Genomic DNA, 17,391 nt, shown 5'->3' with positions numbered 1-17,391 from the left:
CTCCGGATGGCCGGTCAGTTAGTACTTTTAACAGTATTACCGCCTTTTTCGAGAGCTTTTTTGAGGGCCAGTTCGGCATTATTGATGACCTCGTTGACGTCTGTTTTATTCGAAGTAGAAGCAACTCCAATAGAAACTGTAAATGTAGTTTGTTTGGAAACCACAGCAATCGGTTTCCTTGCAATTTTAATACGGATTTTTTCAGCCCAGAGAAAAACATCTTTCGAAGATGAGTTGAAGAAATAAACCGCAAAGACTTTTTCGCTGATTCTTCCTAAAAGATTTAGAGGAGTCATTTCGTCACGAATCATCTGAGCCACTGCTCTTAACACTTTAGGGAAAGGATCACCTTCAAACAGGGAGTCCTGATCAAGCAGGTCATCAATCCTGATGAGAGCGATTGCGCCGGTAAGACCAAGTTCTTTCGCCCTGAAAAGATCCACAGTTAACCTTTCAACAAAAGAATCCGTATTAAGCGCTTTAGTTTCAATATCTACCGATAACAGCCCTTTTAAAATACTTATTGTAGAATACGAGTGAAGAATAAAAGCAAAGATCTTAGTAGCATTTTTTATGAATGTAACTTCGTTATTGGTATAGACATTCTTCTTCAAACTCTCAAAACAAAGGACACCGTAATTCTGGTCATCATAAATAAGGGGTATTGCAAGGAATGAACCGTCGAAACTTACATCTTCGTTTTTGGAAAATCGCGGATACTCGGTTACAGATGTATCGTCAATTTTGACCGGGGTTGCGCTTAAAATCGATTTTCCTACCATACTTCCGTTAAGTTCGATTTCAAGATTCTCACCGACGTATTTAAGCGAGGTTTTATTATGAATTCTTGCCGTTTTGAATTTATGTTCATTTGGGAAATAGGAGACAAAAGTAAAAGCATCCCAATCAATCAATCCTTCAACTGCACTATTAAGAGCTGAATAGAGATCGGATTCAGTTTCAAATTTCCTATCGTAATTAAGGACTCCCATAAGAGCTTTAAGTCTCTGTTCGGCCTGAGTTTCAGAAAACTTCTCTTCGAACAGCGAAATAATAACAGATATTACTCTTACTATTCTTCCCAGCGAATAGATCTGTTCAATACCGAAGGCATCATTAACTTTAGAATCGAGAGCCAGAATACCAGTAAGAGTTTTTCCGTAAAAGAGGGGCACACCCACAAAACTTTTTATACCCTGAGGTGAATTATAATACCTTATAACATCGATCTCCGCATTTGCAGAAATATCAGTAAGTAATTCCGGTTCCTCTTTCTGAATAATTTTGCCCAGGATATCATCTTCCAGATCATATTTCTGTTTTGATATCTGTGAAGAACTAGAGACATATCTTTCGAGTGTAAGTCTCTTCCGGTTTTTGTTGTACCAGAAAAACGCAGCCGTATGGGCCATAAAAGAATCTTTTACCACACTTAATATTTTCTCTAGAACAAATCCGAACTGTTCGTCGTGGCTTACGTCCTTAGGAATCTCCTCGTGAACAATTTTGTCGAAGTTTGTTTTGAAATCCGGAGGTTTGAATAACTCTTTATTGCCACGGTTAGCCGACGAAGAGAAATTATCGGCGGTTAATACTTCAATATTCTTATTTGGAGAAATAATTGTAAAATCTTCGCCGGAATCGGGTGAGTATTTTACTTTATCATTCCCGGTATATGAATCGAATTCATCCGTGGAATCTTCGGTATGAGTCTGAAGAGATTCTGATGCGGAAGTATCTCTAAGAAAAATAATAAAGCCGACATAAATGATAAGTATAATACCTGCAATAATTTTAAAGAGAAGGTCTTCGGTAAGAAAAGGGATAGCAATCAGGACGGGAATTATTAAGAAAGTAAGAATTCTTTTTCTATTTTTTTCAGATAAACCCATCTACCCGCCGGTAAGATTGTTCAGAATGATAAAAAATGGTGAAATTTTGATTCAATTATACTAAAGTTTTGGGAATTTTTCACAGAAGCAGGCTGCTTAAAATTCGTATTATTTCTTTTCGCCCTGTCCCGTCAATTGACGAGAAGGCAAATAAATTCTCGCCAAAAAGGAGTTCCGGAAATATTTTAACTATATTCTTTCTGGCAAAGGCAATTTCGGACTGTTTTAATTTATCGATCTTATTAAGGATTATATTATACGGAATATTCTTTTCCCTAAGGAAATGATTCAGTTCTATATCAAGGGGAGTAGGCTCATGCCTGCTGTCAATCAAATGGAAAGCCAGGACCAGATTCCTGTTCTCTTCGATAAAGCTGGAAATAAGTTTCTGCCAGTTATCCCTTTCCGATTTAGAGACTTTAGCATAACCGAATCCGGGCAGGTCAATAAGATAAAATTTATTTTCTACCAGGTAATAATTGATTGATCTGGTTTTACCGGGTGTAGAGCTGGTTTTAGCAACCTTTAACGGACGGAAAAGTGAATTAATGAATGAGGATTTACCAACATTAGACCTCCCGCCTAAAATAACCGAAGATAATTCTTTTTTAGGCAAATCTTTTAAATTATATACGGCTTTAACAAATTCAATTTTTTTCATAGTTCAAATATAGCAACATTAATGGACACCCCGTAAAAATCAATTCAATTCTTTTTAAGTCTGATTCGGGTACAAACTAAAATTGATTTAAAATAAAAAAGGAGTAACGGGATTCACCATTACTCCTTTTACAGATATTTCAACTGATCTATTTATCTTTCGATGTTTTTCGGGTAGTAGTCGTTTTTGCTTTGGCCGGAGCTTTTTTCACCTTGGCATCCTCCGATTTTTTCGGTTTAGGAGTGCGGGGCTTCTTTTCTTTGCTCTTTTTAGTTTCTTTTTTCTCTTCAGCAGCTTCGGATTTAGCTTCGGAAGTTTCAGTAGTTCCTTCCGCTTTAGATTTCTTAGGAGCTTTCGCTTTTACAATTCCGCTGAAATCAACTAATTCGATCAGAGCGAGTTCGGCCGCATCGCCTTTCCTCTGGCCTAACCTTACAATTCTAGTGTAACCGCCCGGTCTATCGCCTATTTTTGTCACGATATCAGCAAATAATTCTTTTACAAGATTTTTATCCTGAATATCTACCGCAACAAACCTTCTAGCCGCGACTGAATCGGTTTTAGCTTTTGTAATAATAGGTTCAACGAAAGATCTTAATTCTTTAGCTTTAGCAAGAGTAGTTTTGATCTTTTTGTGTTTCAGCAGTGAAGAAGCAAGATTTCTGAGAGTAGCGCGTCTGTGTTCTGCTGTCCTGTTAAGTTTTCTTCCTTTAACTCTATGTCTCATTATTCAACCTTGGGAAAAGTACTAGTTATTTTCTGGTTTTTCTTTTAGAATTTTGTCTACGTCCATTCCGAATTCGAGTCCGTAGTTATCAACAATTTCAATTAATTCAGCAAGGGATTTTCTGCCGAAGTTTCTAAACTTAAGCATTTCATTCTCATCGCGGCGCACAAGGTCGCCTAGAGTTTTAATATTAGCAGCTTTCAGGCAGTTATGGGATCTAACGCTAAGCTCGAGGTCGTCTACATTGGTAGTAAGAATTTTTCTGAGCCGTTCAGCTTCGGCATCTTTTTCATTCTCAACTTTTTCTTCTTCAGGTTCAGCGTCGAAATTGATGAAGAGCTGGATATGGTCCTTAAGAATTTTTGCGGAACTTGAAAGCGCTTCTTCGGGAGTAATTGAACCGTCGGTAGTAATCTCGAAAGTCAATTTTTCGTAATCATTTCTTTCGGCAATACGAACGTTTTCCACATCGTATTTTGCATTAACAATCGGAGTAAAAATAGAATCGATTGGGATGGTACCGATTGTCATATCGGGTAATTTCTGTTCAGCGGAAGGGACGTATCCTTTACCGATACCGAATTTCAATTCCATATTAAGTTTAGCGTCAGGATTCAAACGTGCAATAAGGAGTTCCGGGTTAAGTATTTCGATATCCGGGCATGCTTTCTGAATATCATCGGCTTTGAACTCTCTGGTTCCGGAGATAGAGATTTCGCAACCGGTGGCTTTCTTGTTAATAATTCTCATTCTAACCTGCTTAAGGTTAAGAATGATCTCCGTTACATCTTCTACAACGCCCGGGACAGTCGAAAATTCATGAAGAACACCTTCAATCTTAACGGCAGTAACAGCAGCGCCGGTAAGTGAAGATAAAAGCACTCTTCTTAATGAATTGCCTAAAGTTACTCCGAATCCTCTCTCTAAAGGTTGAATAGCAAATCTGCCGAACGTAGCACTCTTCGAGGTATCGTCTTGCACAACACTTTCGGGCATCTTTATAAACGGATAGCTCATGTAGTATCCTCTAAATTAAATTTTAAAAATTACTTAGAATATAATTCAACGATTAACTGTTCGTTGGCCTGCAGCGGAACATCCTCCCTTTCAGGAATATTAAGGAAAGTACCCGAAAGAGTAGCTTTATCAATTGAAAGCCAGCCATAAACACTATCTTTTGTTCTTCTCAATGAATTATGTATAGCGTCGAGCTTTTTACTTTTTTCCTTTACGGTAACGACATCGCCGGGGGCAAGGAGGAAAGAAGGAATATCGACCAGGTGACCGTTGACCATAAAATGTCTGTGAAGGACAAGCTGACGCGCTGATTTTCTTGAAGGTGCAAATCCGAGACGGAATACAACGTTATCCAATCTTCTCTCGAGAAGTTTGATAAGATTAGAGCCTGTTATACCTTTCTGTCTGGAAGCCTTTTCAAAGTAGTTATGGAATTGAGTTTCCTGCAATCCATATATTCTTTTTACTTTCTGTTTTTCGCGGAGCTGAACGCCGTATTCAGAGAATTTTGCTCTGCGGGTTAAACCGTGCTGACCGGGTGCATAGTTTCTTTTTTCGAGCGGACATTTTTCGGAATAACATTTCGATCCTTTAAGGAACAATTTTTGTTTTTCTCTTCTGCACAGTTTGCAACTTGAACCAGTGTATCTTGCCATCTAATTATTTCTCCTTCTTAAACTCTTCTGCGTTTTGGCGGTCTGCAGCCGTTATGTGGAATTGGTGTACTGTCTTTAATGGATAGAATCTCCAGGCCGGCAACGCTCAGAGCTCTAATAGCAGCTTCTCTTCCGGAACCCGGTCCTTTAACAAAAACATCGATTTTTCTCAATCCGAGATCATAAGCTTCTTTAGCTGCTGCTTCGGCAGTAACCTGGGCAGCGAACGGAGTATTCTTTCTGGAACCTTTAAATCCGTTTTTTCCAGCTGACGACCATGAGATAGTATTACCATAAATATCGGTAATAGTGCAGATCACGTTATTGAATGATGCTTTAATACGAGCAACACCAACGGCATCGACATGGACTTTCTTTTTAGTCTTTTTAACTACTTTAGCCAATTTGACTCCTTGAAATTATTTATTACTTCTTAGCCGGTGTTTTTTTCTTGCCGGCAACAGTTTTACGTTTACCTTTACGGGTTCTTGAGTTAGTTCTTGTTCTTTGACCTCTTACCGGTAATCCTCTTCTATGACGCAGGCCGCGATATGAACCGATATCCATCAATCTTTTAATATTCTGCTGGACTTCACTTCTGAGAGCGCCTTCCACTTTAAAATCTGCAGTCATAACCGAACGGATTTTTGCAACTTCCTCCTCGGTCAAATCACTGATTTTCTTTTCAGGATTAACATTTGCCTTAGTCAAAATAGTCATGGCAGTTGAACGGCCTACGCCGTAAATATATGTTAATCCGATAAATGCCTTTTTTTGTTTTGGTAAGTCAATACCTGCAATACGAGCCAAATCTTATTCCTCCTGGTTTTAACCTTGTCTTTGTTTATGTTTAGGGTTTTTGCAAATTACTCGTACTACTCCCTTTCGCTTTATAATTTTGCAATGCTCGCATAATTTTTTTACAGATGCTCTAACCTTCATCTCTTTTCCTCCGTCAGAGAGCCGATAAGCAATCGACTTTGTTATTTATATCTATATGTTATTCTACCTTTATTCAGATCGTAAGGTGAAAGTTCGATAGCTACCTTATCACCCACCAGAATTTTAATAAAGTGCATTCTCATTTTGCCCGAAATATGGGCAAGGATTTCGTGACCGTTATCGAGACGGACTTTGAAATGAGCATTAGGAAGAGTTTCCGTTACAGTTCCGTCTACTTTTATTGGTCCTTGTTTTGCCATTTATCAGCACTTAGTTAATATTTCTGGTTTACCATCTATGATTGCAATTGTATGTTCAAAATGAGCCGATGGTAATCCATCCGCTGTGCGAACTGTCCAACCGTCCTGATCCACCGTTACTTTATAAGTACCCAGGTTGATCATCGGTTCAATTGCAACGGTCATTCCGTTCTTAAGCAGAGTTCCGGTTCCTTTACGACCATAGTTGGGAATCTGTGGATCCTCGTGAAGAAACTTACCAACACCGTGACCGCAAAGATCTCTTACAACAGAAAAGCCATCCGATTCGACTTTCGACTGTATTGCATAAGCAACATCGCCAATTCTATTACCCGGAACAGCCTGTTCAATACCGAGGTAAAGCGATTTTTCGGTTGAATCGACCAGTCTCTGTTTTTCAGCGGAGATACTTCCGATAGGCACTGTAAGAGCCGCATCGCCGTAGAAATTATTTTTCTCAACGCCGACATCTACCGAAAGGATTTCCCCTTCTTTAAGAATTCTGTTCCCGGGAATTCCGTGAACGACCTCATCATCAATTGAAGAACAAATAGAACCCGGAAAATCGAAAGAACCTGCCTGCGAATAACCTTTGAAAGCCGGTCTTCCATTATTGCTGAGGATATAATCTTCAGCAATTTTATCCAGTTCAATTGTAGTTACACCAGGTTTGGCGTAACGCTTCATTAATTGTAAAACTTCAGCAACAATAAGACAGCTTTCTTTAATGTAATCAATCTCTTTTTTTGTTTTGATTAATACCACAACCAGCTGTCTTCTATAAAACTTTTAAAATTTTCTTCCTTTTAATTTACCTGACTTCATAAAGCCGTCGTAATGTCTCATCAGCAGATGCGATTCAATCTGCTGGAGAGTATCGAGTGCAACGCCAACAATAATCAACAAACTTGTACCGCCGAAGAAAGAAGCAAAACTTCCGGAGACTCCGAACTTGGATACAAACGTAGGAAGAATTGCAACGATTGCCAGGAAGAAAGATCCGGGCAGAGTAATCTTCGTTAAAATATTATCAATAAATTCAGATGTTTGTTTACCGGGACGGATACCTGGAATAAAGCCGCCCTGTTTTTTCATATTCTCGGCAACATCCTGAGGATTGAAAGCGATTGCAGTATAGAAATATGTAAAGAAAATGATCATTACAGCATATATAAACGCATAGGTAAACGATTGATAATTAAAATACTGGGCTATTGTACCAATAAATTCATTATTAGGGAAAAACGAAAACAATGTACTCGGAATAAACATAATCGATTGTGCAAAGATAATAGGCATTACTCCGGCAGTATTAACGCGCAGAGGGATATACTGAGTAACTCCGCCGTAAACTTTCCGGCCGACCACACGTTTGGCATATTGTACGGGGATTCGCCTTGTTCCCTGAGTAACCAGAATAACACCTGCGATAACAAGCACCATGAATGCAATTATCACGATTTCGATAACCAGGTTACGCTGACCGGCGGCAATAAGCCTGTATTCATCAAGTATTGCAAACGGGAAGCGGTTAATAATTCCGATGAAGATGATTAAGGAGATTCCGTTTCCAATTCCTTTTTCAGTTATCTGCTCACCCATCCACATAATGAACATTGTGCCTGCTACCAGAAGAACAATTGTAGAAGCCTGCCATGCAAAACCTCTTACTGCATCGGGCACGATTGCTGCATTATTATACTGAAGATTAAGAAGCTGGATTGTTACGCCCCAGGCCTGGAAAGCAGAGATTATTACGGTACCGTACCGGGTCCACTGATTAATTTTTTTTCTTCCTTCTTCTCCTTCACGCTGAAGTTTCTGGATATAAGGAACAACCGCACCGGCAATCTGCAGAATAATTGATGCGGAGATATAAGGCATAATTCCTAGCGCAAAGATAGCAGCGTTGGAGAAAGCACCTCCTACAAACAGATCGTAAAGACCGAAGAGATTATCTGAAGTCTGGTTTGCCATAGCAGAGGTTAACAGATAAGAATCAATACCTGGTAAAGTAATATGGGAACCGATTCTAACGATAACCAGCAATGCTACAGTGTAGAGGATTCTCTGCCTTAACTCATTAATTTTAAAGATATTTCGGAATGTTTCTTGAATAGTAGCCATTAAGCTTTAATCTCTTTGATAGTTCCGCCAAGTGATTCAATTTTTTCTTTAGCTGAAGCCGAAAAAGCATGAGCTTCAATATTCAATTTTGCTTTAAGTTCACCAACACCAAGAATTTTGTACGGTGCAAGTGCTTTTGAAATTGCACGACATTTATACAAAGAAACAGCGTTTACAATTCCATCTTCAATTTTTTTCTCGTCAACCAGTTTTTGAAGTTTACTAAGATTAACAACCTGGTAAACAACTTTGAACGGGGAATGAAAACCTCTTTTGGGAACACGTCTCTGAAGAGGCATCTGGCCGCCTTCGAACCATGCTCTGTATTTTGCACCCGAGCGCGAACGCTGACCGTTCATACCGCGTGTTGCAGTTCCGCCGTGACCGGATCCTTCTCCTCGTCCAATTCTTTTATTTTTTTTATTAGAACCTTTAGCAGGTTTAAGATTACTTAGAATATTCATTTATCACCTTACGCTTCAATTTCTTCTACTTTAACAAGATGAGCTACTTTTCTAACCATACCTCTAATCTGAGGAGTATCGTTATGAATTACTGAATAATTCGGCCTGCTAAGACCGAGAGCTTCGATTGTAAGCTTTTGAGTCTTAGGACGGTCGATAATACTTCTAGTCTGTGTAATTTTTAATTTCTTAGCCATTTAATCCTCTATTACAGATTGAAAAGCTCGGTAACTTTAATTCCGCGTTTATGAGCCATTGTTCTTGCATCAACTAAATTAAGTAAAGCATTCAAGGTAGCTTTGACCTGATTATGCGGATTTGAAGAGCCGAGAGATTTTGTAAGTATATCCTGAACTCCGGCAGCTTCGAGGACCGCACGGACACCACCGCCGGCAATAAGGCCGGTACCGGGAGTAGCCGGTTTTAAGAGAACCTGACCTGCACCGAACTTGCCGATAATCGGATGCGGAACAGTTCCTTTAACGACCGATACTTTGTAAACATTCTTTTTAGCATCGTCGATACCTTTAGAGATTGCATCGGTTACTTCGTTGGCTTTACCAAGTCCAACTCCAACATGACCATTGCCATCACCCACAACAACAATAGCATTAAAGCTGAACCTTCTACCGCCCTTAACAACCTTAGCAACTCTATTAATATGAACAATTTTCTCTTTGAGATTTTCGAGTCCAGATACTTTTTTGTACTTGAAATTCAATTTTAACTCCTCTGTTCAACCATTTCTTATTTAATATTTTTTCTGCTGCCGGGGGAGGATTCGAACCTCCACATACGGCTCCAAAGGCCGCTGTCCTGCCATTAGACGACCCGGCAAGAACTAAACCCTTAAACGGATCTTAAAATTTCAAACCGCCTTCGCGAGCACCGTCGGCAACTGCTTTTACTCTACCGTGATAAGTATAACCGCTTCTATCGAACACAACAGTATTAATTCCTTTTTCTGCCGCTCGTTTTGCAATCAGCTTACCAACTAATTTACTTTTAGAAACTCTTGTTTTTGTATTCTTCAATTCTTCTGCTAAATCTTTAACCCTGGTTGAAGCCGAAACAATTGTAGAGCTTTTAGTATCATCAATCAACTGAGCATAGATATGATTCAAGCTGATGAAAACAGTTAATCTCGGACGTTCTGCAGTTCCAGAAACTTTTTGTCTGACTCTTACCTTTTTTCTGATTCTTTTTTGATTATCCTTTAAAAACATTTTGTCCGATCTCCTAATTATTTACCAGCTGTCTTACCAGCTTTTCTAATAATAATTTCGTTGGAATATTTAACGCCTTTACCTTTATACGGTTCAGGTTTCTTGAACGATCTGATTTTAGCCGCTATAAGTCCTACTAATTCTTTATCGGTTCCGGAGATTTTAACCTGAGTAGGAGCAGGAATATCGATCTTAATACCCTGCGGAGGGATAAAATAGATCGGGTGAGAATAACCGAGACTGAAAAGAACAGCTTCACCTTTCGATTCGGCTTTATAACCGACACCGACAATATCGAGAGATTTCAGATAACCTTCGGAAACACCTTTGATCATATTATTAATCAAAGCCCTTGTAAGTCCGTGCAAAGATCTATTTTCTTTAGAATCGTCGGGACGTGTAACAATAATTTCCTCCTTAGTAACTTCCACATTAATGTTGGGATGAACATTCATAGAAAGTTCGCCAAGTTTTCCTTTTACTTTCAACTGTCCGTCAGTTTTAGTAACTGTAACGCCTTTAATTGAAATCGGTTTTTTACCTATTCGTGACACTTTTTAACCTCGTTCAAACTTTTAATGATTACCAAACGTGGCAGATAACTTCGCCGCCTACCGCTTCTTTTTTAGCTTGTTTATCTGTTAATAATCCTTTTGGAGTAGAAATTATCGCAATTCCCAATCCATTCAATACTCTTGGTATTTCATCTTTCCCGACGTAAGTATGAAGGCCTGGAGTGCTGATTCTTTTCATACCGGAAATAGACGAGACACCGTTTAAGTACTGGAGGTGGACTCTTAAGATATTCTGTTTATTATCTTCAAGAACATTATAGTCTTTGATGAATTTGTTTGATTTCAGTATTTCGGCCAAGTTAACCTTCGTTTTAGAAGAAGGGATTTCGACAAATTTCTTCTTGGCTTTAACTGCATTTCTAATTCTTGTTAAAAAATCTGCAATCGGATCGGTTGCCGGCATTTAATATTCTCCTCTTATTACCAACTTGATTTCTTTACGCCCGGTATTTCACCGCGTAAAGCCATTTCTCTTAAAACTAAACGTGATACACCAAATTTTCTATAAAAGCCTCTTGGTCTACCGCTAATTAAGCATCTATTATGCTGACGAGTTAAAGCAGAGTTTCTGGGAAGAGACTGAAGAGCCTCGTAATCGCCGTTTTCCTTCAACTCTTTTCTTTTCTCGACATACTTAGTATAGAGTTTACGCTTTTTAATTTCACGAGCTAATAAACTTTTTCTGGCCATAATTTTCCTTCTAATTAATTTCCTTTTTTCTGAACGGCATACCGAACGCGCTTAAAAGTTCGAAAGCTTCTTTATCGGATTTTGCCGTTGTAACGAATGTAACATCCATTCCGAGAACTTTAGTAACCTTGTCCACATTGATTTCGGGGAAAATGATCTGCTCTTTAATTCCCAAAGTGTAATTTCCTCTTCCGTCGAAAGATTTATCAGGAACGCCTCTAAAGTCGCGTACTCTCGGAAGCGCGATTGTAATCAAGCGATCGAGGAATTCATACATTCTTTCCTGTCTCAAAGTAACTTTAGCACCAATCTTCATATTCTCGCGGAGTTTGAAGTTTGATATAGCTTTTTTAGCAATACGGACCGAAACTTTCTGGCCTGTAATGGTTTCGAGATCTTTAACGGCTTCGTCAAGAATTTTCGGATCCTGAACTGCCTGTCCCACACCCATATTAAGAACAATTTTTTCGATCTTGGGGACCTGCATAATACTTTTATAGCCGAACTGTTCTTTTAATTTAGGAACGATCTCTTTAATATATTTTTCTTTTAATCGTGCCGGAATTTTTTCTTCAACCACTTTAGTTTTCGGTTCTTCAGCAGTTTTCCCTTTTTTAGGTGATTGAGCCGTCTGTTCTTTTTGTTCTTTTTGCTTTGCCATCGTGATTATGAGTCCTTAAAATTTATTATGCGATCATTTCGCCGCTAACTTTGCTTAATCGAGCGCTTTTCTTTTTACCTGTTTTATCGTCTATAATTATTTTAGTACCAATTTTCGTCGGTTCATTAGTTTTAGGATCAAGAAGCATAACATTGGAGACATTAATAGGAGCTTCTTTTTCTATAATGCCGCCCTGCGGATTCTTCTGATTAGCTTTAGTATGTCTCTTACGCAAATTAACGCCTTCGATAATAACACGGTTTTCGGCAGGAAAGACTTTCAGAACTTTACCGGTTTTACCTTTGGAGTTGCCGGAGATAACAATTACAGAATCATTTTTTCTAATTTTCATATTGACAATCCTCTTAGAGAACCTCTGGAGCCAGAGAGATAATTTTCATAAATTTTTTATCGCGCAATTCTCTTGCAACAGGTCCGAAGATACGTGTGCCTCTCGGTTCGCCCTGGGCATTGAGAAGAACAGCAGCATTTTCATCGAACCGGATATAAGATCCGTCGTTTCTTCTAACTTCTTTTTTAGTTCTTACAATAACCGCTCTGGAGACTTCTCCTTTTTTAACACCGCCGCCCGGAATAGCGGATTTAACGCTAACAACAATTACATCGCCGAGGCTAGCATAGCGGCGATTAGAACCGCCCAACACGCGAATACATCGAACTTTTTTAGCACCCGAATTATCCGCAACCACTAAATTTGTTTCTTCTTGAACCATTTTTTATAAACTCCCAATCAAACTTTGTATTAAGTAAAGCACTATTTGGCTTTTTCAACTATTTCAACAAGACGCCATTTTTTTCTTTTGCTCATTGGCCGTATTTCCATAATTTTGACAACATCGCCAGGTTTACATTCATTATTTTCGTCATGCGCCATCAACTTTGTGGTCTTCTTGAAATATTTTTTATAAATCGGATGAGCCACACGTCTTTCAATAGCCACAATTATGCTCTTCTTCATTTTATTGCTAACTACCGAACCGATTCTAACTTTTCTAGTATTTCTTGTCTCCATCGAAAAACAAATGCTCCTTATTGTTTAGTCTTTGAGTTTTTAGCTTCCTGCAATTCGCGTTCTTTAAGAACGGTTTTCATTTTTGCAATATCTTTTTTAACCAATTGCAGTTTAGCAGTGTTAGTAAGATTTTTCAATTCATGCTGAAATCTCAAATCAACAAGATTAGATTGTTCTTCGAGAATTCTCTTTCTTATTTCGTCTGTGGACATTTCTCTTATTTCATAGATCTTCATTTTTACAAAATCCTTTTATGATTCTAAATCCGGTCTCTGAGTAATTTTAGTTTTAATAGGGAGTTTATGAGCTGCAACTGTCAATGCTTCATGCGCAGTTTTTTTATCAACACCGCCAACCTCGAACATAATTCTTCCTGGCAGAACAACAGCAACCCAGAATTCAGGAGCGCCTTTACCTTTACCCATTCTAGTTTCGAGAGGTTTTTTAGTTACCGGTTTATCAGGGAATATTCTGATCCAGACTTTACCGTCTCTCTTCATCTGTCTGGAGAGAGCAACACGGCAAGCTTCGATCTGACGGCTTGTAATCCAGGCCGGTTCCATAGCTTTGAGACCATAATCGCCGAAGTTAACCAGGTGACCGCGTGTAGCTTTACCTGTTCTTCTACCTCTATGTGCTTTACGATACTTAACTCTTTTTGGCATTAACATGAGAAAAACTCCTAAAACTTTTTTTTGCTATAACTTTATTCGGTTGAACGTCTTCCTAAAATTTCACCGCGGCAGATCCAGACTTTAATTCCGATAGAACCATAAATAGTTTCAGCTCTACCGTGAGCGTAATCGATATCAGCTCTGAGAGTATGGAGCGGAATTCTGCCTTCCTTATACTGTTCGGTACGTGCCATTTCAGCGCCGCCCAATCTGCCGGCACACATTACTCTTATACCTTCGGCTCCCATTCTCATTGCGGAGGTAATAGCAGATTTCATTGCTCTTCTAAAAGAGATTCTTCCTTCAATCTGCTTAGCAATATTCTCGGCAACAAGATAGGCATCCAGTTCGGGTCTTTTAATTTCAGTGATCTGGATTTTCACTTCCTTATCGGTTAATTTTTTCAATTCCTCTTCGATCTGAGCAATCTCTTTACCGCTCTTACCGATTACAACTCCGGGTCTGGAAGTATGAATAGTAAGAATAATGTTTTTGGAGGTTCTATCGATCTTGATAGAAGAGATTCCGGCATTCTGCAATCTTTTACGAACATAGGTTCTTAATTTTTTGTCTTCGATGAGTTTAGGTGCGTAACTTTTGTTTTCGTACCAGTTCGATTCCCATCCTTTAATAACTCCAACTCTTAAACCGATTGGATTAGTCTTCTGACCCAAAACTTCCTCCTGAGATTACTTTTTTGTTGCAACAACAATAGTTAAATGATTAGATCTTTTTCTAATTCTATAAGCTCTGCCCATAGGAGCAGCGGAGATCCTTTTCAAAGTAGGACCCTGATTAACGAACGCTTCTTTAACAAACAGGTCGGATACTTCTTTTTTAGAGCCTTCATCTTTATTCATAAGATTCGAAACAGCAGATCTCAATACTTTTTCGGCCGGTTTCGAAGAGTGCTTAGGAGAAAAGTGAAGAATCTCAATTGCCTGATCAACAGATTTTCCTCTAATCAAATCGATAACCAATCTCATCTTTCTTGGCGATGATCCGATATATTTGTGTGTCGCTTTAGCTTCCATTACTTATTTCCTCAATTTTATGCCAGTGGCATCACTTTACTTTAGATGCTTTTTCTGCTTTAGTACCCGGATGACCTCTGAAGATACGGGTTGGTGCAAACTCGCCTAGTTTATGACCGACCATATTTTCAGAAATATAAACGGGAATCATTTTATTTCCATTATGAACTGCAATTGTATGTCCTACAAATTCCGGAGAGATAGTACTTGCACGAGACCAGGTTTTAATTATTTTTTTCTGATTAGTCTCGTTAAGTTTTCTAACTTTTTCCAGTAGTTTAACACTAATAAAAGGACCTTTTTTAACTGATCTTGGCATATCCTACTCTAAATTATTTTCTTCTCTTAATAATAAGTTTATTAGTTGGATTCTTTTTCTTTCTAGTTTTCAAGCCTTTGGCTTTCTGTCCCCAAGGTGAAACAGGATGTCCGCCGCCAGAAGTTTTTCCTTCGCCACCACCCATCGGGTGATCAACGGGATTCATTGCAACGCCTCTTACGTGAGGTCTTTTTCCGAGCCAGCGGCTTCTACCAGCTTTACCGAGACTGATATTTTCGTGGTCCGAATTGCCAACCGTTCCATAAGTTGCCATACAATCAACACTAACCAATCGAACTTCGCCTGAAGGCATTTTAAGCTGAGCAAATTTTCCTTCGCGAGCCATTAGCTGTAAGGAGGTTCCTGCAGATCTTCCGAGCTGTCCGCCTTTACCGGGTTTCATTTCAACATTGTGAACAAAGCTTCCGAGAGGAATTTCTTTCAACGGAAGAGCATTACCCACTTTAATTTCTGAACCGGGTCCAGACATAACAGAATCGCCAACTTTAAGACCATCTGGGGCGAGGATATATCTTTTATCGCCGTCAACGTAATTAAGCAGTGCAATTCTTGAAGTCCTGTTAGGATCGTACTCAATAGAAAATACTTTTGCGGGTACTCCTTTTTTATCTCTTTTAAAGTCGATAATACGATATCTTCTTTTATGCCCGCCGCCTCTATGACGCGAAGTAACTCTTCCAAGATTATTTCTGCCGCCGGATTTCTTTAGAGCAACAGTTAAAGATTTTTCAGGAGAAGTTTTAGTAATCTCATTGAAAGATGAGATACTCATAAATCTCGTACCAGGTGTATTTGGTTTTAATTTTCTAATTGCCATTTAATTCCGCTCCAAAACATTCGGTCTTAAGCCTGACCGAAGATGTCGATGGTTTGACCTTCTTTAAGTGTAACAATAGCTTTTTTAAATTTCGGTGTTCTTCCTGTAAAGCGGCCTCTTTTAGTAAACTGAGTTCTTTCTTTCCCTTTATAGAGGATAGTATTAACAGAGACAGCATCAACATTAAATTTTTCTTTAAGCGCTTTAGCAATCTGAATTTTATTTGCATCAACGGAGACAACAAAGCCGTATTTATTAGGATGCTTCTCGCTAATACCCGTCATTTTTTCAGTAATTAAAGGCCGAATTAAAATACTTTTCATTTTCTAACCGTATTAATTAAATGTACTTTCTAAAAGGTTAACTGCGCTTTTCTGTAAAACAAGGATCTGATTATTAAGCAGATCGTAGGCCGAAGCTTTATTTGCTTCAAGTATATTTACACGATCGATATTTCTGCCAGATTTGTAGACGTTTTCCAATGTACCGTTCGTAAGCAGCAAAGTTTTTTTACCTTTAAGCTGCAACGAGTTCAGAATTTTCGAGAATTCTTTAGTCTTCGGACTGTCGAAATTAAAATCCTCAACAACAACAATCTGATTTGCTTTAGCTTTATAGGATAGAGCAGATTTTCTTGCAAGCGAGACAACTTTTTTATTCAGTTTCTGCCTATAATCTCTCGGTTTAGGGCCAAAAATAGATCCGCCTCCAACCCAGAGAGGTGATCTTGAAGATCCAGCTCTTGCACCACCACGGCCTTTTTGTCTCCAGGGTTTTTTACCACCGCCACTAACCTCGTGTTTTTCTTTAGCTTTATGAGTACCCTGTCTCTGATTAGCAAGAAAAGCTTTAACGGCCAGATAAAGGACGTGATCATTAGGTTCTATTTCAAAAATATCTTTGGAGAGTTCTACTTTCTCGCCAGATTTTGTACCGTCAGTTTTAAGGACTTCTAATTTCATTTTCAATAACACTATTTATTTATTTCAACAATTGAATTTACAGAGCCTGGAACCGCTCCTTTAACCATTATAATATTTTTATCAACAAGAATTTTAACAACTTTAAGATTTCTGGTGGTTACATTTTCATATCCTTTTCTACCGGCCATTCTCTGACCTTTAAAAACTCTTGAAGGATATGAGCTCGCTCCGATTGAACCGGGAGCTCTTACTCGGTCGCTTTGACCGTGAGTAGCGCCGCCAACACCGCCGAATCCATGTCTTTTAATAACACCCTGGAAGCCTTTTCCTTTGCTCTTACCAGAAACCTTTACTTTATCACCGACCTGAAAAAGATCGGCTTTAACATCATCACCGACTTTGAACTGATCAGCTTCGAAGTTTCTGAATTCCTTAAGATGCATAGGAGCCGGGAATCCGAGTTTTTTGAAAACGGCAACCTGAGGTTTACTAACTTTTTTCTCTTTCTTTTCACCGAAACCCAATTGAATAGAAGAGTAACCGTCTTTATCCTTAGTTTTAACCGAATAGACTTTGCAAGGGCCGGCTTCTAGAATAGTAACCGGAATAATTTGACCGTCTTCGGAGTATATATTAGTCATTCCTAATTTTTTTGCTAACAGACCAGGCATT

General features: G+C 38.8%; 30 protein-coding genes, 1 tRNA gene and 1 pseudogene. All 32 read right to left on the bottom strand.

Annotated features, from left to right (window positions below; translation table 11 throughout):
- Positions 1 to 14 precede the first annotated feature (14 nt).
- On the bottom strand, positions 15 to 1,892 hold the full coding sequence (locus PLZ15_13505) for a GAF domain-containing protein (protein HOI30760.1): 1,878 nt from the start codon (positions 1,890 to 1,892) through the stop codon (positions 15 to 17).
- Between the two features lie 79 nt (positions 1,893 to 1,971).
- Positions 1,972 to 2,553: a ribosome biogenesis GTP-binding protein YihA/YsxC gene (gene yihA, locus PLZ15_13500; protein ID HOI30759.1), complete on the bottom strand. Its 582-nt coding sequence runs from the start codon at positions 2,551 to 2,553 to the stop codon at positions 1,972 to 1,974.
- A 376-nt stretch (positions 2,554 to 2,929) separates the two neighbouring features.
- A pseudogene (gene rplQ / locus PLZ15_13495) lies at positions 2,930 to 3,280 on the bottom strand (50S ribosomal protein L17).
- 21 nt (positions 3,281 to 3,301) lie between these two features.
- Positions 3,302 to 4,297: a DNA-directed RNA polymerase subunit alpha gene (locus PLZ15_13490; protein HOI30758.1), complete on the bottom strand. Its 996-nt coding sequence runs from the start codon at positions 4,295 to 4,297 to the stop codon at positions 3,302 to 3,304.
- A gap of 29 nt (positions 4,298 to 4,326) precedes the next feature.
- On the bottom strand, positions 4,327 to 4,953 hold the full coding sequence (rpsD, locus tag PLZ15_13485; protein HOI30757.1) for a 30S ribosomal protein S4: 627 nt from the start codon (positions 4,951 to 4,953) through the stop codon (positions 4,327 to 4,329).
- Positions 4,954 to 4,970: 17 nt separating this feature from the next.
- Entirely contained in the window at positions 4,971 to 5,357 is a 387-nt protein-coding gene (gene rpsK / locus PLZ15_13480; protein HOI30756.1) for a 30S ribosomal protein S11, read from the bottom strand.
- 22 nt (positions 5,358 to 5,379) lie between these two features.
- The gene (gene rpsM / locus PLZ15_13475) at positions 5,380 to 5,763 is read right to left on the bottom strand and encodes a 30S ribosomal protein S13 (protein HOI30755.1); all 384 of its coding nucleotides are present in this window, start codon (positions 5,761 to 5,763) and stop codon (positions 5,380 to 5,382) included.
- 18 nt (positions 5,764 to 5,781) lie between these two features.
- Positions 5,782 to 5,895 (bottom strand): 50S ribosomal protein L36, encoded by a 114-nt coding sequence (rpmJ, locus tag PLZ15_13470; GenBank protein ID HOI30754.1) that lies wholly within the window; start codon positions 5,893 to 5,895, stop codon positions 5,782 to 5,784.
- 41 nt (positions 5,896 to 5,936) lie between these two features.
- On the bottom strand, positions 5,937 to 6,155 hold the full coding sequence (gene infA / locus PLZ15_13465) for a translation initiation factor IF-1 (protein HOI30753.1): 219 nt from the start codon (positions 6,153 to 6,155) through the stop codon (positions 5,937 to 5,939).
- A gap of 3 nt (positions 6,156 to 6,158) precedes the next feature.
- A complete protein-coding gene (map, locus tag PLZ15_13460; GenBank protein HOI30752.1) occupies positions 6,159 to 6,920 on the bottom strand; it encodes a type I methionyl aminopeptidase in 762 nt (253 codons plus the stop codon).
- Between the two features lie 24 nt (positions 6,921 to 6,944).
- On the bottom strand, positions 6,945 to 8,282 hold the full coding sequence (gene secY / locus PLZ15_13455; protein ID HOI30751.1) for a preprotein translocase subunit SecY: 1,338 nt from the start codon (positions 8,280 to 8,282) through the stop codon (positions 6,945 to 6,947).
- Positions 8,282 to 8,746, bottom strand: coding sequence for a 50S ribosomal protein L15 (gene rplO / locus PLZ15_13450; protein ID HOI30750.1), 465 nt, complete (start codon positions 8,744 to 8,746; stop codon positions 8,282 to 8,284). Before rplO ends, secY begins: the two co-directional genes overlap by 1 nt.
- A gap of 8 nt (positions 8,747 to 8,754) precedes the next feature.
- The gene (rpmD, locus tag PLZ15_13445) at positions 8,755 to 8,943 is read right to left on the bottom strand and encodes a 50S ribosomal protein L30 (protein ID HOI30749.1); all 189 of its coding nucleotides are present in this window, start codon (positions 8,941 to 8,943) and stop codon (positions 8,755 to 8,757) included.
- An 11-nt stretch (positions 8,944 to 8,954) separates the two neighbouring features.
- On the bottom strand, positions 8,955 to 9,467 hold the full coding sequence (rpsE, locus tag PLZ15_13440) for a 30S ribosomal protein S5 (protein ID HOI30748.1): 513 nt from the start codon (positions 9,465 to 9,467) through the stop codon (positions 8,955 to 8,957).
- 45 nt (positions 9,468 to 9,512) lie between these two features.
- A tRNA-Gln gene (locus PLZ15_13435) sits at positions 9,513 to 9,583 on the bottom strand.
- A 23-nt stretch (positions 9,584 to 9,606) separates the two neighbouring features.
- Positions 9,607 to 9,972: a 50S ribosomal protein L18 gene (gene rplR / locus PLZ15_13430; protein HOI30747.1), complete on the bottom strand. Its 366-nt coding sequence runs from the start codon at positions 9,970 to 9,972 to the stop codon at positions 9,607 to 9,609.
- Between the two features lie 17 nt (positions 9,973 to 9,989).
- Positions 9,990 to 10,526, bottom strand: a complete 537-nt coding sequence (gene rplF / locus PLZ15_13425) for a 50S ribosomal protein L6 (GenBank protein ID HOI30746.1) — start codon at positions 10,524 to 10,526, stop codon at positions 9,990 to 9,992.
- A 28-nt stretch (positions 10,527 to 10,554) separates the two neighbouring features.
- On the bottom strand, positions 10,555 to 10,950 hold the full coding sequence (rpsH, locus tag PLZ15_13420; GenBank protein HOI30745.1) for a 30S ribosomal protein S8: 396 nt from the start codon (positions 10,948 to 10,950) through the stop codon (positions 10,555 to 10,557).
- A gap of 17 nt (positions 10,951 to 10,967) precedes the next feature.
- Entirely contained in the window at positions 10,968 to 11,237 is a 270-nt protein-coding gene (gene rpsN, locus PLZ15_13415) for a 30S ribosomal protein S14 (protein ID HOI30744.1), read from the bottom strand.
- A 10-nt stretch (positions 11,238 to 11,247) separates the two neighbouring features.
- Positions 11,248 to 11,802 carry a 50S ribosomal protein L5 gene (rplE, locus tag PLZ15_13410; protein ID HOI30743.1) on the bottom strand — a complete coding sequence of 185 codons (555 nt, stop codon included), beginning with the start codon at positions 11,800 to 11,802 and terminating at the stop codon, positions 11,248 to 11,250.
- A 121-nt stretch (positions 11,803 to 11,923) separates the two neighbouring features.
- Positions 11,924 to 12,250: a 50S ribosomal protein L24 gene (gene rplX, locus PLZ15_13405; GenBank protein ID HOI30742.1), complete on the bottom strand. Its 327-nt coding sequence runs from the start codon at positions 12,248 to 12,250 to the stop codon at positions 11,924 to 11,926.
- A gap of 13 nt (positions 12,251 to 12,263) precedes the next feature.
- The gene (gene rplN, locus PLZ15_13400) at positions 12,264 to 12,632 is read right to left on the bottom strand and encodes a 50S ribosomal protein L14 (protein ID HOI30741.1); all 369 of its coding nucleotides are present in this window, start codon (positions 12,630 to 12,632) and stop codon (positions 12,264 to 12,266) included.
- Positions 12,633 to 12,673: 41 nt separating this feature from the next.
- A complete protein-coding gene (rpsQ, locus tag PLZ15_13395; protein ID HOI30740.1) occupies positions 12,674 to 12,931 on the bottom strand; it encodes a 30S ribosomal protein S17 in 258 nt (85 codons plus the stop codon).
- Positions 12,932 to 12,948: 17 nt separating this feature from the next.
- Positions 12,949 to 13,167 carry a 50S ribosomal protein L29 gene (rpmC, locus tag PLZ15_13390; GenBank protein ID HOI30739.1) on the bottom strand — a complete coding sequence of 73 codons (219 nt, stop codon included), beginning with the start codon at positions 13,165 to 13,167 and terminating at the stop codon, positions 12,949 to 12,951.
- Positions 13,168 to 13,182: 15 nt separating this feature from the next.
- Entirely contained in the window at positions 13,183 to 13,602 is a 420-nt protein-coding gene (rplP, locus tag PLZ15_13385; GenBank protein ID HOI30738.1) for a 50S ribosomal protein L16, read from the bottom strand.
- Positions 13,603 to 13,637: 35 nt separating this feature from the next.
- Positions 13,638 to 14,279 carry a 30S ribosomal protein S3 gene (gene rpsC, locus PLZ15_13380; protein HOI30737.1) on the bottom strand — a complete coding sequence of 214 codons (642 nt, stop codon included), beginning with the start codon at positions 14,277 to 14,279 and terminating at the stop codon, positions 13,638 to 13,640.
- A gap of 15 nt (positions 14,280 to 14,294) precedes the next feature.
- Entirely contained in the window at positions 14,295 to 14,639 is a 345-nt protein-coding gene (gene rplV / locus PLZ15_13375) for a 50S ribosomal protein L22 (protein HOI30736.1), read from the bottom strand.
- 31 nt (positions 14,640 to 14,670) lie between these two features.
- Positions 14,671 to 14,958, bottom strand: a complete 288-nt coding sequence (gene rpsS, locus PLZ15_13370) for a 30S ribosomal protein S19 (protein HOI30735.1) — start codon at positions 14,956 to 14,958, stop codon at positions 14,671 to 14,673.
- 13 nt (positions 14,959 to 14,971) lie between these two features.
- Positions 14,972 to 15,796, bottom strand: a complete 825-nt coding sequence (rplB, locus tag PLZ15_13365) for a 50S ribosomal protein L2 (GenBank protein HOI30734.1) — start codon at positions 15,794 to 15,796, stop codon at positions 14,972 to 14,974.
- A gap of 26 nt (positions 15,797 to 15,822) precedes the next feature.
- Positions 15,823 to 16,119: a 50S ribosomal protein L23 gene (gene rplW, locus PLZ15_13360; GenBank protein ID HOI30733.1), complete on the bottom strand. Its 297-nt coding sequence runs from the start codon at positions 16,117 to 16,119 to the stop codon at positions 15,823 to 15,825.
- 12 nt (positions 16,120 to 16,131) lie between these two features.
- Complete coding sequence (gene rplD / locus PLZ15_13355; protein HOI30732.1) at positions 16,132 to 16,758, bottom strand: 50S ribosomal protein L4; 627 nt, start codon at positions 16,756 to 16,758, stop codon at positions 16,132 to 16,134.
- Positions 16,759 to 16,769: 11 nt separating this feature from the next.
- Complete coding sequence (gene rplC, locus PLZ15_13350) at positions 16,770 to 17,390, bottom strand: 50S ribosomal protein L3 (GenBank protein ID HOI30731.1); 621 nt, start codon at positions 17,388 to 17,390, stop codon at positions 16,770 to 16,772.
- Position 17,391 lies beyond the last annotated feature (1 nt).

This window comes from Melioribacteraceae bacterium (assembly GCA_035362835.1).
GTDB lineage: Bacteria > Bacteroidota > Ignavibacteria > Ignavibacteriales > Melioribacteraceae > DSXH01.
The sequence above is the reverse complement of the archived record's forward strand: the minus strand, read 5'-3'. Positions and strand labels throughout refer to the sequence as shown.

Bases quoted from the DNA above. Each gene is read 5' to 3' on its own strand.
- PLZ15_13505 (HOI30760.1), bottom strand. From the start codon at position 1,892: ATGGGTTTATCTGAAAAAAATAGAAAAAGAATTCTTACTTTCTTAATA.
- yihA (HOI30759.1), bottom strand. From the start codon at position 2,553: ATGAAAAAAATTGAATTTGTTAAAGCCGTATATAATTTAAAAGATTTG.
- PLZ15_13490 (HOI30758.1), bottom strand. From the start codon at position 4,297: ATGAGCTATCCGTTTATAAAGATGCCCGAAAGTGTTGTGCAAGACGAT.
- rpsD (HOI30757.1), bottom strand. From the start codon at position 4,953: ATGGCAAGATACACTGGTTCAAGTTGCAAACTGTGCAGAAGAGAAAAA.
- rpmJ (HOI30754.1), bottom strand. From the start codon at position 5,895: ATGAAGGTTAGAGCATCTGTAAAAAAATTATGCGAGCATTGCAAAATT.
- infA (HOI30753.1), bottom strand. From the start codon at position 6,155: ATGGCAAAACAAGGACCAATAAAAGTAGACGGAACTGTAACGGAAACT.
- secY (HOI30751.1), bottom strand. From the start codon at position 8,282: ATGGCTACTATTCAAGAAACATTCCGAAATATCTTTAAAATTAATGAG.
- rplO (HOI30750.1), bottom strand. From the start codon at position 8,746: ATGAATATTCTAAGTAATCTTAAACCTGCTAAAGGTTCTAATAAAAAA.
- rpmD (HOI30749.1), bottom strand. From the start codon at position 8,943: ATGGCTAAGAAATTAAAAATTACACAGACTAGAAGTATTATCGACCGT.
- rplR (HOI30747.1), bottom strand. From the start codon at position 9,972: ATGTTTTTAAAGGATAATCAAAAAAGAATCAGAAAAAAGGTAAGAGTC.
- rpsH (HOI30745.1), bottom strand. From the start codon at position 10,950: ATGCCGGCAACCGATCCGATTGCAGATTTTTTAACAAGAATTAGAAAT.
- rpsN (HOI30744.1), bottom strand. From the start codon at position 11,237: ATGGCCAGAAAAAGTTTATTAGCTCGTGAAATTAAAAAGCGTAAACTC.
- rplX (HOI30742.1), bottom strand. From the start codon at position 12,250: ATGAAAATTAGAAAAAATGATTCTGTAATTGTTATCTCCGGCAACTCC.
- rplN (HOI30741.1), bottom strand. From the start codon at position 12,632: ATGGTTCAAGAAGAAACAAATTTAGTGGTTGCGGATAATTCGGGTGCT.
- rpsQ (HOI30740.1), bottom strand. From the start codon at position 12,931: ATGGAGACAAGAAATACTAGAAAAGTTAGAATCGGTTCGGTAGTTAGC.
- rpmC (HOI30739.1), bottom strand. From the start codon at position 13,167: ATGAAGATCTATGAAATAAGAGAAATGTCCACAGACGAAATAAGAAAG.
- rplP (HOI30738.1), bottom strand. From the start codon at position 13,602: ATGTTAATGCCAAAAAGAGTTAAGTATCGTAAAGCACATAGAGGTAGA.
- rplV (HOI30736.1), bottom strand. From the start codon at position 14,639: ATGGAAGCTAAAGCGACACACAAATATATCGGATCATCGCCAAGAAAG.
- rpsS (HOI30735.1), bottom strand. From the start codon at position 14,958: ATGCCAAGATCAGTTAAAAAAGGTCCTTTTATTAGTGTTAAACTACTG.
- rplB (HOI30734.1), bottom strand. From the start codon at position 15,796: ATGGCAATTAGAAAATTAAAACCAAATACACCTGGTACGAGATTTATG.
- rplW (HOI30733.1), bottom strand. From the start codon at position 16,119: ATGAAAAGTATTTTAATTCGGCCTTTAATTACTGAAAAAATGACGGGT.
- rplD (HOI30732.1), bottom strand. From the start codon at position 16,758: ATGAAATTAGAAGTCCTTAAAACTGACGGTACAAAATCTGGCGAGAAA.
- rplC (HOI30731.1), bottom strand. From the start codon at position 17,390: ATGCCTGGTCTGTTAGCAAAAAAATTAGGAATGACTAATATATACTCC.